Annotated in this window: 16 protein-coding genes; 5 read left to right on the top strand and 11 right to left on the bottom strand. The window is 61.1% G+C overall.

Annotation, left to right across the window (positions count from 1 at the left end):
• A partial coding sequence (locus AC1D06_RS36945; RefSeq protein ID WP_477990631.1) for a LysR family transcriptional regulator occupies positions 1-683 on the bottom strand: 683 nt, incomplete at its 3' end.
• 96 nt (positions 684-779) lie between these two features.
• Here AC1D06_RS36945 and AC1D06_RS36940 point away from each other — a divergent pair.
• Both AC1D06_RS36940 and AC1D06_RS36935 read left to right on the top strand, forming a co-directional pair.
• On the top strand, positions 780-1,970 hold the full coding sequence (locus tag AC1D06_RS36940; RefSeq protein WP_477990630.1) for an acyl-CoA dehydrogenase: 1,191 nt from the start codon (positions 780-782) through the stop codon (positions 1,968-1,970).
• A 172-nt stretch (positions 1,971-2,142) separates the two neighbouring features.
• Positions 2,143-3,501, top strand: coding sequence for an FAD/NAD(P)-binding protein (locus AC1D06_RS36935; protein ID WP_477990629.1), 1,359 nt, complete (start codon positions 2,143-2,145; stop codon positions 3,499-3,501).
• Positions 3,502-3,518: 17 nt separating this feature from the next.
• On the opposite strand, the gene AC1D06_RS36930 is transcribed toward AC1D06_RS36935, so the two are convergent.
• Positions 3,519-4,625 (bottom strand): mandelate racemase/muconate lactonizing enzyme family protein, encoded by a 1,107-nt coding sequence (locus AC1D06_RS36930; protein WP_477990628.1) that lies wholly within the window; start codon positions 4,623-4,625, stop codon positions 3,519-3,521.
• Positions 4,626-4,823: 198 nt separating this feature from the next.
• Positions 4,824-5,012 (bottom strand): hypothetical protein, encoded by a 189-nt coding sequence (locus AC1D06_RS36925; RefSeq protein WP_477875822.1) that lies wholly within the window; start codon positions 5,010-5,012, stop codon positions 4,824-4,826.
• Between the two features lie 264 nt (positions 5,013-5,276).
• Here AC1D06_RS36925 and AC1D06_RS36920 point away from each other — a divergent pair, with 264 nt between their 5' ends.
• On the top strand, positions 5,277-5,990 hold the full coding sequence (locus AC1D06_RS36920; RefSeq protein ID WP_477990627.1) for a sulfotransferase family 2 domain-containing protein: 714 nt from the start codon (positions 5,277-5,279) through the stop codon (positions 5,988-5,990).
• A 31-nt stretch (positions 5,991-6,021) separates the two neighbouring features.
• Here the strand turns inward: AC1D06_RS36920 and AC1D06_RS36915 are convergent, their stop codons facing one another.
• Positions 6,022-7,497: an FAD/NAD(P)-binding protein gene (locus tag AC1D06_RS36915; RefSeq protein WP_477990626.1), complete on the bottom strand. Its 1,476-nt coding sequence runs from the start codon at positions 7,495-7,497 to the stop codon at positions 6,022-6,024.
• Between the two features lie 203 nt (positions 7,498-7,700).
• Between AC1D06_RS36915 and AC1D06_RS36910 the strand changes: the two genes are divergently transcribed.
• On the top strand, positions 7,701-8,243 hold the full coding sequence (locus AC1D06_RS36910; protein WP_477990632.1) for a flavin reductase family protein: 543 nt from the start codon (positions 7,701-7,703) through the stop codon (positions 8,241-8,243).
• A 10-nt stretch (positions 8,244-8,253) separates the two neighbouring features.
• Here the strand turns inward: AC1D06_RS36910 and AC1D06_RS36905 are convergent, their stop codons facing one another.
• The 7 genes from AC1D06_RS36905 to AC1D06_RS36875 form a co-directional block, all read right to left on the bottom strand.
• Entirely contained in the window at positions 8,254-8,715 is a 462-nt protein-coding gene (locus AC1D06_RS36905) for an RrF2 family transcriptional regulator (protein ID WP_477990625.1), read from the bottom strand.
• Positions 8,716-8,858: 143 nt separating this feature from the next.
• Positions 8,859-9,047 (bottom strand): hypothetical protein, encoded by a 189-nt coding sequence (locus AC1D06_RS36900; RefSeq protein ID WP_477990624.1) that lies wholly within the window; start codon positions 9,045-9,047, stop codon positions 8,859-8,861.
• A gap of 372 nt (positions 9,048-9,419) precedes the next feature.
• Complete coding sequence (locus AC1D06_RS36895; RefSeq protein WP_477990623.1) at positions 9,420-11,444, bottom strand: ABC transporter ATP-binding protein; 2,025 nt, start codon at positions 11,442-11,444, stop codon at positions 9,420-9,422.
• Positions 11,437-12,321: an ABC transporter permease gene (locus AC1D06_RS36890; protein ID WP_477875828.1), complete on the bottom strand. Its 885-nt coding sequence runs from the start codon at positions 12,319-12,321 to the stop codon at positions 11,437-11,439. Before AC1D06_RS36890 ends, AC1D06_RS36895 begins: the two co-directional genes overlap by 8 nt.
• Positions 12,318-13,256, bottom strand: coding sequence for an ABC transporter permease (locus AC1D06_RS36885; protein WP_477875829.1), 939 nt, complete (start codon positions 13,254-13,256; stop codon positions 12,318-12,320). Before AC1D06_RS36885 ends, AC1D06_RS36890 begins: the two co-directional genes overlap by 4 nt.
• A 90-nt stretch (positions 13,257-13,346) precedes the next feature.
• Positions 13,347-15,011: an ABC transporter substrate-binding protein gene (locus AC1D06_RS36880; RefSeq protein WP_477875830.1), complete on the bottom strand. Its 1,665-nt coding sequence runs from the start codon at positions 15,009-15,011 to the stop codon at positions 13,347-13,349.
• A 174-nt stretch (positions 15,012-15,185) separates the two neighbouring features.
• Positions 15,186-15,974 carry a HalD/BesD family halogenase gene (locus AC1D06_RS36875; RefSeq protein WP_477875831.1) on the bottom strand — a complete coding sequence of 263 codons (789 nt, stop codon included), beginning with the start codon at positions 15,972-15,974 and terminating at the stop codon, positions 15,186-15,188.
• A gap of 100 nt (positions 15,975-16,074) precedes the next feature.
• On the opposite strand from AC1D06_RS36875, the gene AC1D06_RS36870 reads away from it, so the two are divergent.
• Positions 16,075-16,992, top strand: a complete 918-nt coding sequence (locus AC1D06_RS36870; RefSeq protein WP_477875832.1) for a LysR substrate-binding domain-containing protein — start codon at positions 16,075-16,077, stop codon at positions 16,990-16,992.
• The last annotated feature ends 124 nt before the right edge of the window (positions 16,993-17,116 follow it).

Raw genomic sequence — 17,116 nt, 5'->3', positions numbered from 1 at the left:
TTGGAAAACTGCTCGAAGCGCATGCCGCCACCGGGCTTCGCCTCGATGCCGAGGCTTGAGAACCAATGTTCCCAGGCGCCTGGGCGCGAGGCCATTTCTATGCGCGGCAGTGCGAGCAGCGCCTCGGCCGAGCCTATCGGATTGCGGGCGAGGAAATCCGGGCTGGTGACCGGCACAACGTCTTCATGCATCATGAACTGGCAATCGGCCCCGGGCCAATCCGGCTGGCCGATATGGATTGCCGCGTCGATACGCTCGGCGACGAAATCGAAGCGCTGGATGCGAGTGGCGAAGTTGATGATGATCTTCGGATGTTTTTTGACGAAATCCGGAATGCGCGGCATCAGCCAACGGGTACCGAAAGTCGGCAGGATGGCGAGGCTCAAGCGATTTTCCTCGGCGTTCGACATCGCATCAAGGGAAAGCTGGCGGATGCGGCGCACGACGTCGGATATGCCTTCCGCATAAGCCTTGCCGGTCTCCGTCAGTTCGACGCCGCGGCCGTTGCGGTGGAAAAGACGGACGCCGAGTTGCTCTTCGAGCAGCGCGATCTGGCGGCTGATCGCGCCCTGCGTCAGCGACAGTTCGGTGCCGGCGGCGGAAAAGCTGCCGAGCCGCGCCACGGCATCGAAGGCCGCAAGCGCGCCGGTGGATGGCAGGAGACGTCTTTGCGTGAGTGACATCGGATATTCCTAAAGCTGATATCGCGGGGAGTAAATATGGTTTGCCTCCCGCAATGAAGAGCGACACTATAAGCTTGAAACAATGAGGATGCCGCCGTGAGCAACAAAACCGCGCCCTTCGCCTGGGACGACCCCTTCCTTCTCGACGACCAGCTTTCCGAGGAAGAGCGGATGATCCGCGATTCCGCACAGGCTTTCGCCGAGGCCGAACTACAGCCCAGGGTGCAGGACGCCTATCTCGAGGAAAAGACCGATCCGGGCCTCTTCCGCCTGATGGGCCGCGCCGGCCTGCTCGGCGTGACGCTGCCGGAGAAATATGGCGCCGCGGGCGCGAACTATGTCTCCTATGGGCTGGTGGCGCGCGAAGTGGAGCGGGTCGATTCCGGCTATCGCTCGATGATGAGCGTGCAGTCGTCGCTGGTCATCTATCCGATCTACACCTATGGCTCCGAGGAGCAGCGCGACAAATATCTGCCCGGCCTTGTTTCGGGGGAACTGATCGGCTGTTTCGGCCTGACCGAGCCGGACGCCGGCTCCGATCCAGGCGGGATGAAGACCCGCGCGGAAAAGATCGAGGGCGGCTATCGGCTGCGCGGATCGAAAATGTGGATTTCCAATGCGCCGATCGCCGACGTCTTCGTCGTCTGGGCCAAGTCCGAGGCGCATGACGGCAAAATTCGCGGCTTCGTCCTCGAAAAGGGCATGAAGGGTCTGAGCGCGCCAAAAATCGGCGGCAAGCTGTCACTGCGCGCATCGATCACCGGCGAGATCGTGCTCGACGGCGTCGAAGTGGGCGAAGACGCGCTTCTCCCCGGCGTCTCCGGTCTGGCCGGACCGTTCGGCTGCCTCAATCGCGCCCGCTACGGCATTTCCTGGGGCGTGCTGGGTGCCGCCGAGGACTGCTGGCATCGTGCGCGGCAATATGGCCTCGATCGCCATCAGTTCGGCAAGCCGCTGGCCGGCACGCAGCTTTTCCAGAAGAAGCTCGCCGATATGCAAACGGAAATCACGCTTGGCCTGCAGGGATCTTTACGCGTCGGCCGGCTGATGGACGAGGGCAAGATGGCGCCGGAGATGATCTCGATCGTCAAGCGCAATAATTGCGGCAAGGCACTCGACATCGCCCGCCAGGCCCGCGACATGCATGGCGGCAACGGCATCCAGATCGAATACCATGTCATGCGCCATGCCCAGAACCTCGAAACCGTCAATACCTATGAGGGAACGCATGACGTGCATGCGCTGATCCTCGGCCGGGCACAGACAGGAATCCAGGCGTTCTTCTGAACCGATTTTGCGCATTCGGCATATTTTTGAGAATTATTGAAGCGTGCGGATGAGAAAATCCGCACGCTTTTTTCGTTTTTTAAGAAAAATATTTTCTATAAATAAAGTAGATTTTCTTTTGGAACCCATTATCATGGCCAGCGGTTAAGGGACGAATCTGCTGGAGGCCAGGATGGCGAAAACGGAAGTGGCGGTGCTCGGCGCCGGTTTCTCGGCGACGGCGACGGTCATCAACCTGCTCGAACAACTGCCGCCGGAAAAGTCGGTCGCTATCGCGGGTGCGGATCGCAGCTTCGGGCTCGGCACGGCCTATTCGACCAGTGATGACGGTCATCGCCTGAATGTCTCGGCCGCCCGCATGAGCCTGTTTGCCGACCGGCCGAACCATCTCGTCGAATGGCTTCATGCGGAAGCCCTGCCCTTCGGGCCTGAAGCCTTCGTGCCGCGCAAGATTTATGGCCATTATATCCGGGATACATTGTCGAAAGCGCTGCAGCAGAAGGACAACCGCACCCGCGTGACCTTTCTCGATGCCGAGGCTATCGATTGCGAGCGGCTCGACCCTGAGGAACAGGTCTTCCATCTCGGCAATGGCCACCGCATCGAGGCGAACCACACCGTTCTCTGTCTGGGCGGCACGCCGGCCGGCCTGCCGATCCCGGTCGACGCCGTCGATGCCGCGGCACGTCCCCATATCTCGGTCAACGCTTGGGGCGACAACTGGCTCGAACGCGTCGACCCGCAAGCGACGATATTCATGCTCGGCTCGGGCCTCACCATGATCGACCAGGTCCTGTCGCTGACGCGGCAGGGTCATGAGGGCAAGATCCATGTGCTGTCGCGCCATGGACTGACGCCGCTTCCGCATGTCGTGCCGCGCAGCCATCCGACCGAGCCGGTGCTGACGCCGGGCGGCCATGCTCTCAGCGAAATGCTGCATATCCTGCGGCGAGAGACGCGTGATGCCCCCGACTGGCGCGCGGTTATCGACGGGCTTCGGCCGGTGACGCAAACGGTGTGGCAGAAGCTAACGGCCGAGGAGCGCCGGCGCTTCTTCCGCCATGCAAATGCCTGGTGGAGCGTTCACCGCCATCGCATGGCACCGGAGATCGCGGCGGCTTTCCATGCGCTCGAAACGAGCGGCCAGGTCGAGGTGCATGCCGGCTGGCTGCAGTCGATCCGTGAATATCAGGGCCAGGCACGTATTGCCTACAAGGATCGGCATAGCGGCACGTTGAAACAAGTGTCAGCGGCGCGTTTCATCAACTGCACCGGCATCGAGAAATGCTCGATCTCGAAAGTGCCGCTGCTGAAGAAGATGTCGGCCAAGGGCATGATCGCCGCCGACCCGCTCGGTCTCGGCCTGGCGCTGACGCAACAGTCCGAGCTGATTTCGTCCGATGGGGCGACGGTCAGCAATGCCTATGCGATGGGGCCGATGGCGGTGGGGCAGTTCTTCGAGATCTTTGCCGTGCCGGACATTCGCGTGCAGGCGAAGAAGGTGGCAGAGAAGATCGCGCTGGCAGCTTGAGGGCCAGCGCCCTCGCCTCAATCTCCCCAAACGCCAAACGGCTTCTCCAGCAAGCCCTCATCCACATCGATCCCCAGCCCCGCCCCGTCCGGAATGCCCATGCGGTTGTTCCAGGTCGGCGGCGCATTCCTGGCGGTCTTGACCGTCACCCATTCATGGAAGGCGATGGTGTGTAGCCGGCGCTCGACCGGTGTTGACAGCGACAGATGCGCCATTGCCGCCGTGTCGATTTCCGCCCCGCCGGTATCTTCCACCGTCACCATGAGACCGAGATCGACGGCGACGTCGCGCAGTTTGCGGGTGTTGGAGACGCCGCCGAGGCGGGAGATTTTCAGCGTGATACCTTCAGCAGCGCCCTTGTGGTGGATTTCCAGGAGGTCGGCGAGGCTCTGCACCGACTCGTCGAGCACCATCGGCTTGCCGAAGGATCTACGGATCGACAGGTTGTCGTCGATGGTCATGCAGGGCTGCTCGAAGACATAGTCGATGTCACGCGTCGCATCGGCGAATTGGCGCGCCTGAAACATCGTCCAGCCGGCATTGGCGTCGCAGAAGATCACCGTGCCTTTCGGCACCGCCGCAGCGACCGCCTCGACGCGTTCGATATCGCCGCGGACATCGCCGCCGACCTTGACCTGGATGCGGTCGACACCACCAGTCGTCAGACGGACGGCATGCTCCGCCATGCTGTCGGGCGTGCCATGGGTGACGACGCAATAGACCGGCGCCGTCTCGCTTTCCTGGCCGCCCAGGAAAGTGACGAGCGGCATGTTGGCCGCACGGGCGGAGAGGTCGCAGGCCGCCATGTCGATTGCCGATTTGATGTATGGATGGCCCTTGAATACCGTGTCCATCAGGCGGCCGAGCGTAGCGAGCCCGCGCGGGTCGAGGCCGATCAGATGCGGCGCGATCTCGGCGATGCCCGCCCGGGCGCCGGAAGCGAAGGCGGCCGAGTAGAAGGTGCCGAGCGGCGCCATTTCACCCCAGCCGGTGACGCCGTCATCAGATGTGATGGAGACGATGAGCGAATCGAAGCAATCCGCGACCCGGCCCTTCGACATGCGATAAGGGCCATCGACGAAGGGCTGGATAGAGTGGAAAGCGCGTATCGACCGGATCTTCATCATGTCCCCCACAGGCGATTATGTATAGTCATAATCGATGCTAGGACGATCGCGCCAGCAAGACAAGCCGGTTTGCGAGGGACGTAAAAAAATCCGGACCCTGGTCAGGGCCCGGGCGCCAACGGGGCGGAATCTAGGGAGGGGAGAACAAGCTACGCCCGAACAGCACGCCATCCGGATGTCGCCGGGTAGAACGGTTCAGAAGAACCGATAGGCATAAAGCGAAAGAGGCGCAGGACGGTCAGCTGCATCGTCTGCGCAGAGCGACGCCACCAACGTCTTGGACGGAGTAGCCTTGGAATCGGAGACGGCCGTATCCTTGACGGGCCGGACAAAATCCTGCTTGGGGAAGAAGAAGCCAAGGGTAAATCCGTTCATGCTCATCATCGTCGCGCTCCTCGCGGATTCGTTAACAACCCCATAATGCATCCTTTGTCTATAAAATCAATAGACAAAATTTGACGAGCCGAAAGGCCATTGGATTTCGGAAACCTTGTCCTCAAACTGGCCGGCACGAACACACCCCAAGGCTAGTGGAGGCGGGCCTTCGGCGATTCCCGAAACCGGGGGCTGCTTATGTTTACACCGGCCTGGCAGCCGCTTATAGGAATAGCATCAATCAGGCTTCGGCCGGACCATGTGAAGCAGCCCATGATCGTATCGCATCAGCATAAACTGATCTTCCTGAAGCCGCGCAAGGTTGCGGGCACGTCCTTCGAGATCGCGCTTTCGAAATACCTTACGGAAGACGACATTATCTCGCCGATCGCACGGGCTGACGAGAAAATCCGGCAGCGTCTTGGCTATACCGGGCCACATAATTTCAATTTCGCCTTTGCCAAGCTGTTCCTCAAACACCCCGACGACATATTCAAGCCGTTCGGAGTCACACCGCCGACGAAATTCTACAACCACATGTCGGCGCGGCTGGCGAAGTGGTATCTGCCGGCTGACGTCTGGCGGGATTACCGGAAAATTTCGCTCGTCAGGAATCCCTGGGAGCGCACGGTGTCGCTGTTCTATTTCCGGAACAAGGGTGAGCAGGACATTTCCAAATTCACCCCCTTCTTCCGCAAGAACACCTTCTACCTCGATACGAATTACGCCAACTACATGGTTGGTGGCGAAAACGTCATCGATTTCTTCATCCGCTGCGAAAATTTCGAAGAGGACATGCGCCGGCTTGAAGGCGAGATGCCGGCTCTCGCGGGCCTCTGGGATGCATTCAAGGGCGTCAACGCCAAGGGCGGCACCCGCGACAAGACGTATACCCGCCAGCAGATTTTCGAGGCCAACCCCGAGATCAACGCAATGGTCGAGAAGCACAATGCCTGGGAAATCGAGAAGTTCGGCTACCGGCTTTAAGGGCTGATCTGCCTGCGGATCTACTTCCGCCTCATGCAGCGGAAGAACTTGCCCTCTGGTCGGTGACTACATTGGCGGCTTCGACTGACGTCATGATATGCCCTGCGACCGCTTTGGCGTGCTCGGAGACCTGCGGCAGGCCCATGAGTTCGCCGAAGGTGCCCCGCGCCAGAGGGCCGGCAATATAGAGGCCTTCCACCGGACGATCGGCCTGATCGAGTGCGCGCGAGCCCTCGTCACAGGCAATGCCAAGCCGGGCTGGATCGGCGTGGATGAGACCCTCGGATGCCAACCGGGACAGGAAGGGCTGACTGTCGAGGATGCCGCCATGTGCCGGGCCGGTGGTGACCACGACGGCGTCGAAATCGCGCACCCGCGTGCCTCGTCCATGCCCCAGCCTGAGCGCCGCCCGGATGCGGCCTTCATGATAGGACACAGCGGCAACCGAGGCGGCGAGGATCTCGAGGCGGCCGGTCAAAACCGCGGCATCGATAGCGTTCTCCACCTGTGGCGCGATGCGGAACCGGTGCACGTCCCAGAACGGCCTGAGATGCCGGACCACGCGGCGACGCTCGGCCACCGGCAGGTTCCGCCAGATGGTGAAAGCCTGGGCTCGCACCGCATCGAGCACGGCATGCCAGGAGACGTCGAAGACGGCAGCTTGGCGGATCGCCTCGCGGATTCGCCGGGTAAGCAACCGTGCCGAAAGGATTGGCCGCGTAATGAAATCGCCGTGCTGCTCCTGGATTTTCAGCGGATGGCCGCGTGATCTGAGCCCGCGTCGCGAGATGGCCGTGATCGGCCCCTTGTGACCATCCGCCGTCAGCGAGGCGATCACGTCGGCCGAGGTCAGGCCATTGCCGACCACCAGCACCGAATCGCTTTCGCGGATCGATTTCAGTGCGTTCGGCACGGTTGGATCGGGAACAAAACGCGGATGGCCTTCGAGGATCGAAGCCAGCATCTTCGGTGCTGCGGGCGACGGATGGCTGGTGGCGATGACGACGATGTCGGCGTCGAGTGCGTCGCCTCCGTCGGCGGTGATCCGCCAGCCCTCGTTCGTCCGCTCGATCGCGGAGACGAGCCCGTGCCGATGCTCGATCCGGCCCTTGTCGACAAAGGGCTGGATCTGGGCGTTGACATAACTGCCGAAAACCTGCCGGCGAGGATAAAGCTGGCCATCGGCGGCACGCGCATCGGGATCGCCGGCGACGGCGTCGGTGGCTTCAACCCAGTCGACAAAATGGTCCGGAAAGGCGGGATCGATGGTCATCTTCACCGCCGGAACGTTGATGCGATGCACCGGATCGGCTGTGTCATAGGCCAGGCCTGCGCCGAGTTTCTGGCGCGGTTCGAAGACGACGATGCGCGCCGCTTCGGCCGGCAGGTGCGAGGCGAGGTGCCAGGCGACAGCTCCGCCGGTAAACCCACCGCCGACGATCGCAACGACGCGCCCGGAGAATGGGTTCAAAGTCGACGCGAAAGGTCTGTCTTTTGTCGGCACCATGGTCTCCCTCGGCGTGAATTGAGAGGATATGTCAAGTTCGGCAATCGTGCCACTGCTCTCTCGATTCAGCGAAAGAGCGTGCAGGAATTCACAAAACATATTGTCTATAATTTTTATTGACAATATGGATTTTGCGACTACTTTGCCTCTATGCCCGCATCGCCAGCGGGACGTGATCGATGAACGACAAGACGGAGACAATCATGACCATCGTCCAGAACGCCGCTTCGTTTCCCATCGAAGGTGCGATTCGCGCGCCGCATGCCGACGCGGCGGCCGTCAAACGGGCCATGCGCAGCATGGCGGGCGGCGTTTCTGTGATTACGGCAGGCCGCGGCGACGAACGCACCGGTGCCACGGTGACTTCGGCAACGGCCCTTTCGATGGACCCGCCGACCATGATCGTCAACATCAACAAGAGTTCGTCGACCTGGCCGGTGATCAGCCGCTATGGACATTTCTGCGTCAACATCCTCGCAGAAGACCATCAGGATGTCGCCAACCGTTTCGCCGGCATCGGCGGTATCAAGGGCACAGCACGCTATGATGGGGCGCGCTGGACGACGCTGGTCAGCGGTGCGCCAGTCCTGTCGGAAGCGTTGGCAGCGATCGATTGCGAGGTCGAAGAAATCATCGAACGCCATAGCCATGCGATCATTCTCGGCCGGGCACTGGCAACGATTTCCGGCGCGGGCCAATCGCTGATCTATGCGAATGGCGCTTATCGCAGCTTCTCGCTGGACTGAAAGTTTTCGCTTACGAAGCGACCTTCTGACGAAGCAGATCGGCCTCGGGCTGCGCGGGATTGTCCGCGATCAGGTGCTCGAGGCTCATATTGTCGAGGATTTCTGCGACGGCGTCGCGCACCTCGGTCATGGAACGGCGCACAAGACAGGTGTCCGGATCGATGCAGTCGTCGCAGGCTTCGTAAGCCGTGCGGCTGGCGCAGCGGATTGGCGCCAGCGGACCGTCGATGACGCGGATGGCGTGGCCGACACGGATTTCCGAGGCCGGTCTGGACAGGGAATAGCCGCCTGTCGGGCCCTTCTTCGAGCGCACGATACCGGCATTCCTGAGTTCGAGCAGGATCGTATCGAGGAATTTCTTCGGAATATTGTTGGCCGTTGCGATCTCGTTGCTGAACGCGGTTTCGCCCGGCGGCAGGCTCGCAAGTGCGATCAGCGCCTTCAGACCATATTTACCTTTATTCGTAAGCATCGACCACCAAATCCTGCCCGCCCGGCATGCATTTCATAAACTGCTTTGCAGCGGCATTGAAGCGCGGAAGACGCCATTTTAGGGGCAAGCAGATTAATTTTTCGTGGTTTTCCAGTGAATTTAGCGAAATTCCCTGAAATCTACTACGCGGCGGCAGCTTTCTCGCTTGCAAGATGCGCCTGAATCGCGCTGCGAACATCCGGAAGCGAACGAAAGCGCTGTCCGTCTAGGCCGAAAACCTGGAATTTGACGGCAACGAATTGCAGGTAATCCTCAAAGGGAACGACGATGCCAACCGGAATTCCGGCATGTTCAACGACATGCTTCTGCATGACTGTCTCCTGACCCATCGCGCAACGACGCAGACATATCTCTGCTTGGCGACGGGAAATCAAAAATCGATGGTGATGAGTTGGGTTAGGCTCGGGTCACATTCGACACAGGCGGAGACATGAAGAAGTCCGGCCCAATGGCCCGGTTGGGGCGGCGAAACTGGCAAGTTCAGTCATGCGGCGCATCCTTCTTCGATTGCTTTCACGACGGCGAATGCCTCTGGCATCGCGATCATGAGAGCAATTTAGGTTAATACACTAAATCYGTCAATTATATATTCTAATATTGAGGAAAAATTTTCGCCGACACGGGCATGACGGTCCCGCAGCGCAAAATAATTTCAGAGACCACCTGCCGTTAGGCTTGGCGCCCTATTCCGCCGCCTGAGGAATCGCCTCGCGGTGCAATTCTTCCACCGGCAAGTGGCAGCGCATCGCATGCCCACGCTCGATATCGCGCAGCTCCGGCACCTGTTCCTCGCAGATCTTGCCGATCTTGCGGGCGCAGCGGGTGTGGAAGACGCAGCCGCTTGGCGGCTTCATGGCGCTCGGGATTTCGCCTGTCAGTTTGACCCGCTCCGACGGCGTGCCCTCGATCGTCGGCACCGAGGAGAGCAAGGCTTCGGTATAGGGATGATGCGGACCGGAGAACACCGCCTCGGCGGGGCCGATCTCCAGCACACGGCCGAGATAGAAGACAGCGATACGGTCGGAGAGATAGCGCACCACGCCGAGGTCGTGCGAGATAAAGATATARCTCACCCGCTTGGTGTTCTGCAGCTCGACCAGCAGGTTGAGGATCGCGGCCTGCACCGAGACGTCCAGCGCCGAGGTCGGCTCATCGAGCACCAGGACCCGTGGATCGCCGGCAAAGGCGCGCGCGATCGCCACACGCTGCTTGAGCCCGCCAGAAAGCTGGCGCGGCCGCATGTTGAGATAGCGGTCGGCCAGACGGACGGAGCGCGTGAGGTCGAGAACGCGGGAGACACGGGCAGAGGCGGCCAGTTCCGTCAACCGTTCGATGGTGCGGCCGATCATGCGCTTGACCGTATGCGAGCGGTTAAGCGCCGAATCCGGGTTCTGGAAGACGATCTGCAGCGATTTCACCTCGGCGCGCGAGCGTTTGCCGAGCGTCGGCGCGACCTCCCTGCCCTCGAGCCGGATATGGCTTTTCGGGTCAGGCTTTATGATGCCGAGGATGCTGCGGGCAAGCGTCGTCTTGCCGCTGCCGGATTCGCCGACAATGCCGAGCGTTTCGCCAGGGTACATGGCAAGCGAGACATCGTTCAGCGCGCGGAAATTCACCCCGCCGCGGCCGAAGGTCTTGCTGACATTGGTGAGCTCGAGGATCGGCTGGAAGGAGGAATCGTCGGCGACAGTCGCCAGCGGCGGCTCGACGATATTCTGCAATTCGCCGACGCGTTGATGATAATGGCACTTGCTGCGGCGGCCGTCACCGAGATCGTAGAAGGGCGGCTCGACCTTGCGACAGTGATCGTCGGCGAGCGGACAGCGATCGGCATAGATGCAGCCGGGGATGACAGAACCTGCATTGGGCAGAAAGCCGGGAATGGTGGTCAGCGGCGCGACATTCTTCGAGCGGCCGCGCTGCGGCAGGCAGCGCAGCAGCCCGACGGTGTAGGGATGGCGCGGATTGTGGAAGATGTCTTGCGTATCGCCTTCCTCCACCAGCCGGCCGGCATAGAGGACACCAACGCGGTCGCACATTGTGGCGATGACGCCGAGATTGTGGCTGATGAACAGGATCGAGGTCGACAATTCCTTGCGCAGCTGCAGGATAAGGTCCAGCACCTCCGCCTCGACCGTGGCGTCGAGGCCGGTGGTCGGCTCGTCGAGCACGAGCAGCGACGGCTCGCTCGCCAGCGCCATGGCAATGGCCACGCGCTGCTGCATGCCGCCGGAAAGCTGATGCGGATAACGCAGCACGACGTCATGCGGATCGGCAATGCGGACCTTGGCCAGCACCTCCTCCACCTTCTTTGCACGCTCGGCTTTCGGCACGCCGAGAAGCTCGAAGACTTCGGCCACCTGGTCACCGATGCGGATCGACGGGTTCAACGCCTTGCCGGGGTCCTGGTAGACCATGGCGACCTCGTGGCGGCGCATGTCGCGCAGGCGCGCCTCGCTCATCTTCATCAGGTCGTCGCCATCGATGAGGATGCGGCCCTTGGTGACCGAGCCATTGCGCGGCAGATAGCGCAGCGCCGTATAGGCGGCGGTCGACTTGCCGCAGCCGGACTCGCCGACCAGGCCGTAACACTCGCCCTTGCGGATTTCGAGGTTGATGTTGTCGAGCACCTTGCGGCCTTTGCCGCGCACCCGGTACTGGACTTCGAGGTTCTCGATCTTGACGGTTGGGGTGTTCGTGTCAGTCATCGAGCGCACTCGCAATGCCATCAGCCATCAGGTTTACGCCGATCACCAGTGAGGCGATGGCGACGCCGTCGAAGACGACGGTCCACCAGTAACCGCCGCCGATCAGGCCGTAATTGGAGGCAATCGACAGGCCCCAGTCCGGCGACGGCGGCTGAATGCCGAAGCCGATGAAGGAAAGCGTCGCCACGGTGAAGATCGAATAACCAAGGCGGACGGTGAATTCGACCAGGATCGGCCCGATCACGTTCGGCAGGATTTCCATGAACATAATGTAGAGCCGGTTCTCGCGCCTGAGCTCGGCCGCCGCGACATAATCGAGACTGCGCTCGGCGAGCACCGAAGCGCGCACGGTTCGCGCGATGATCGGCGAATAGGAAAAGCCGATGACGAAAAGCACGGTGACGGTCGAGGTGCCCAGGGCCGTCAGTGCCAGGAGAGCGACGATAACCGTGGGCAGCGCCAGCACCGCATCGACGAGACGGCTGATGACTTCGTCCACCCAGCCGCCGAAATAGCCCATTGCCAGGCCAAGCGCGGTGCCGAGCACGGTGCTGATCATTGTTGCAAGCGGCGCGACCGTAAGGATGTCGCGAGCCCCGGAAATGACGCGCGAAAACACGTCGCGGCCAAGCTGATCGGTGCCGAACCAATGGTCGCCATCGGGCGGCAGCAGCGAATTCAGCATGTCGTCGGCAAAGGGATCGTAAGGCACGATCGAATGGCCGAAGATGGCGCAAAAAATCCAGAACAGCACGATAATGGCACCGATCAGGAACGAGCCCGAACGCAGGATGCGACCAAGATTGTGCTTGAAGTCGTCCCAGGCGGTCGGCGGCTTTTCCGCAATGATCGGAGTCGAGGCCGTGATCTCGGTCATTGGACGCCTCCGAAGCGGATGCGCGGGTTGAGGCTGGCCTGCAGCAAGTCAGCGAGCGTGGTGGCGATCATGAACAATGCCCCGACCACCATGACGCCCGCCTGCAGCATCGGGAAATCCTTCTTGTTCGCGGCCGTGTAGATCAGGCTGCCGATGCCCTGATAGTGGAAGACGATCTCGATGACGACGAGGCCGCCAATCAGGTAGACCGTCTGCGTCGCGACGACGCTGATGGTCGGCAGCAGGGCGTTTCTCAGCACATGCCGCCATATGACCTGCGGATAGGTCAGGCCCTTGAGGATCGCCGTTCTCGTATATTCGGAATCGAGCGCCTCGATCGTGCCGGCGCGGGCCATGCGGGCGATATAGCCGAACAGCACGAAAACCAGCGGGAACGCCGGCAGGATCAGGTAATAGATCTGGGTGAAAAAGCCGGCATTGTTGGGCCAAGTGGCGGAAATCGGGAACCAGTGTCGCCAGACGCCGAAGATCAGGATCAGCACGATGCCGGAGACGAACTCCGGAACAACCGTCAACGACAGCCCCGTCACCGTTATGGACCTGTCGACGACACGTCCTCGGTTGAGCGCCGCAATCACGCCGCCCAGAATGCCGAGCGGCACGACGATCAGGAAGACCACGCCGGCAAGCTTTGCCGAGTTGACCGTGGCGGTCCAAAGGAATTGCGACACCGGCGCGCGGTAAGCGTAGGATTTGCCGAGATCACCTTGCAACAGGCCGCCGGCCCAGCTGGTATATTGCACGATAAGCGGCCGGTCGGTGCCCATTTCGTGATTGAGCGCATCGACGGCACGCTGATCGGCGAAGGGGCCGAGCATGGCGCGTCCGACATTGCCGGGCAGCATGCGACCGCCCGCAAAGACCAGCACGCTCAGGAGAAAGAGCGTCAGAAGCGACAGGAGCAAGCGCTTCAAGGAATAGTAGAAAATCGGTGCATCCCCCGGTTTCCAAGGAAAGGGAGCCGCCCCGGACGACGCGGGGCGGCACGGAACGCGAGGATGTTATCAGGCCGGAAGCTTGGCGTTGTGCAGGAAGAGATGGGCCATGGCCGTCACTTCGATGCCCGTCGCACCCTTCTTGGCCGCCGACATATAGTCGTAGAAATAGCCGAAGATGATCGGGGTTTCGTCAAGCAGCAGCGTCTGGATCTTGCCGGCAACCGCCTTTTGCGCCTCGAGATCGAGGGCAGCGACGAAGTTGGCGACCAGGCCGTCATATTCCTTGTTGGCGAAATGCGCCGAGTTCCAGGTGCCGGTCGAAAGCAACGGCGCCGACAGATAGACGTTCGGCACGCCGCGATGACCATAGTCGGTAATGCCCATGTCGCTGTCGAGCCAGGGCGACTTGCCCGGGACGGCATCGCCATAATAAGCGCCCTGGTCCATGACGTTGAGGTTGATCTTGCCGCCGATCTCCTTGACGGCGTTCTGGATCAGCACCGCATAATCAGGGATTTCCAGGTACTTTTCCGTCGTCAGCGTGGCCTCGAAGCCGTTCGCCATGCCGGCGGCGGCCATCAGTTCCTTGGCCTTGGCAATGTCCTTCTGGCGCTGCGGCACGCTCTTGTCGGTATAGGGATAAGCGCCGCCGAACGGGCTGTCATTGCCGACCTGCGCCTTGCCCTTGAGCAGGCCCTGGATGATGCGCGGCCGGTCGAGGGTCAGCGCGATCGCCTGGCGGACACGCTTGTCCTTGAACGGGTCCTTGTCGGTGCGCATATGCACCTGCTGGTGGGCCAGCGACGGCGTCGCCATCATGTCGACGTTCGGATCATTGAGGATGCCGGCGGCCTGCAGGATCGGCACCTGCTGAATGAAGTCGATCTGGCCGCCCTGAAGAGCGAGAATCTGCGGCTGATAGTCATCGTAGAAGCTCATCTCGACGCGATCCGGCAGCGGCTTGCCGCCCCAGTAATCCTCGTTGCGGACGAAGGAGGCGCCGACCTTGGGGGTGAACTTTTCGAGCTTGAACGGACCGGTGCCGATCATCTTACTCTCGAAGTCGCCGGCATAATCCTTCGGTATGATGACGGCGTTGTAGTTGTCGGTCGACAGCGAATACGGGAAATTGCCGTTCGGCGCGTCGAGATGGAATTCGACGGTATAGTCGTCGACCTTCTTGGCGCCACCCTTGGAAAGCACGCCCTTGAACGCCGAGAGTGCGTTCGAGCCGTTGGCAGGGTCGGCAATGCGGTTGATCGAGGCAACGACGTCGTCGGCGTTCATCGGCCGGCCGTCATGGAATTTCACACCCTTGCGGATCTTGAAGGTCCAGACCGAACCGTCCTTGTTGGGCGACCAGCTCTCGGCCAAAAGCGGCCGGGCGACGAGGTCCTTGCCGGAGACGACCAGCGTCTCGCCGACCTGGCTGATGACGGTAATGCCGCCGGCATCGGCGAGCTTGACCGGCTCGACAGCCGCGGCCGGAACGATCTGGGCAACACGGATGGTGCCGCCTGGGGTCTGGGCGCGGGCGAGGCTCGGCAGGCCGGCAAGGCCGACAGCGCCGGAAATGCCACCCAGCAGCGGCAGCGACATGCCGAGCACGGAACCGAAACGCAGAAATTCGCGGCGGCTGACACGGCCATCGACAAGGCCGTCGATCAGGTGATTGTCGTGTTCGCTACGGCCTTTGCGCAGAAGGTCGAGCAGCTTGTAATCGATTGTCATGGTTCCCTCTTTCGTTAGCGTTGCGAGCCGTATTTTTTATTATGTATAGATTTATTCCCGCTTCCTATTCAACGGACATTCCGCGCTTCATGTCAAGTGCGGAATGTTTATCTTTCGTTAGGAAATCATCATCGGGACCCTGGCTTCGCAACGCAAGGGGAAACGTGACACCGGTCAGGCGGCCCGGCCGTAGAAGCCCACCTGCTCTTCCTTGCTGAACGTGACGCCGGGGCGCTCATAATAAGAGAATACCGCGATCAGCCGCTCCTTCGGCCCCTTGCACGGGGTGACGCGATGCAGCGTATTCTTGCCCAGGAAGACGTTGAGCGTGCCCGGCTTCAGCGACAGCGTCTTGACGTCGTTGTCCTTGCCCTGCAGCAGGCGCGCAACGCCGTCATAGTTCGGATCCGCCTCGGTCCTGAGGTCGGAACGGTATTGGAAATCGCCGCCCGCTTCCGGCCTCTGGAACAAGATGGTTGTGGTGAATTGCGACCGGTCGAAATGCCAGTTCAGCGCCTCGCCCTCGCGATAGGCCATGACGTTTACCCGGGCGAGCGGATCGCGCATGGCAAAAAGCGAGTCTTTTTCCATGCAGGCGGCAAGGAACACGGCGAATTGCGGCCATTCGTAGACCCAGATCGGCACGCTGTCGGGGATCTGGTCGGCGCAAACCGTGTGGCTGACGGTCTCGACCGTCTGCAGCGCCGGATGATCCGGCGGCAGGCCGGGCACTTCCTTGCGGAAATAGACATTGTGGGCGCGCTTGTGGACGAAGGAAAGCGTGTCCATCACCGGCTTGATCTCACCGATCGCCCTCTCCACCGCTGTGTCGCGCACGAAACCTTCGAGATTGAACATGCCTTCGCAGGCGAGGTCGACACGGCAATGATCGACGAGGTCGTTCCAAGCCTTAGAGCCGGGCTTATGCAGGGGATAGCGATCCAGGTCGAGTAAGTCGTGCATGTTCTTCCTCCAGTTGATGAAGAGAGATTTGACCAGGTTTCAGCTTTACACAACGGCATAAATTCTTATTCTGGCTAAGCTTGGCTTATGCAGGTTTCACATGTCGCTCTCGCTTCCGCCGCTCAATGCATTGCGGGCCTTCGAGGCTGCGGCCCGTAGCGGCAGCTATGTTGCTGCGGCCGAAGAACTCGGTGTCTCGGCAGCCGCTGTCAGCCAGCAGGTGAAGAACCTCGAGGAATTCCTCGGCAAGGAGCTTTTCCGCAGATATAACAACAGGATCGTGCTGACCGATGCGGGCCAGACGATTTATTCCGGCGCCACCGACGCGCTACAGTCTATCTCCGCCTTTACCGAACAGGTCGTCTCCGGCCGGGCGCGCTCGCGGCTGGTGATCAGTGCGCTACCCTCCGTCGCCGAGCGCTGGGTGGAACCGAAGCTGGCTGCGTTCATCCGCGAAAAACCGAATTTCCGCTTCGAATTGCGCTCCGAAGAGGACATGGTCGATTTCGCCAAGAACGAGATCGACCTCAGGTTCGCCTATGGCACCAGCCTCTATCCCGAAATGGTGATCATTCCTCTAAAGCTCGACGAGGTGCTGCCGATGTGCAGCCCCTTCTATCTTCAGCGCAATCCGGGAGCGCGGAGCGATTTTCTCACTGCCGTGCCGGATGACGACCTGATCCACACCAATTGGGGGCCGACTTTCGTATCGCATCCGACCTGGCAGGCCTGGTTCGGCGAGATCGGCATCGACCGGCCGGATGAGACGCGCGGCTTTCGCGTCGGCAAGTCGAGCCTGGCGCTCGATCTGGCGCGTGACGGTTTTGGCGTCGCGCTCGGGCAACGAATGATGGCGGAGGACGATCTCCGCGCCGGCAGGCTGGTTATCCTCGACGAGCGGCCGATCTCGCTCGGCCATCGCTATTGCCTCGTCTATCCGCGCAGCAAGGCGAAGAAGGCCGGGCTGATCGACCTGGTCGACTGGCTGGTTCAGTCGGTCAGTTCCCAGGGGAAGTGATCGAGCCGTTCCGGCCCCTTGCCGGTGATCAGCACCTGGGTTTCGAGCTTGACGCTTTCGCAGCCCTTTTCGGAGATCAGGCTTTCGACGCAGACGACCATGCCGGTCTCGAAGCGGCCGCCCT

The sequence above is a fragment of the Rhizobium sp. P2_G2 genome, from assembly GCF_056403555.1.
The sequence above is the reverse complement of the archived record's forward strand: the minus strand, read 5'-3'. Positions and strand labels throughout refer to the sequence as shown.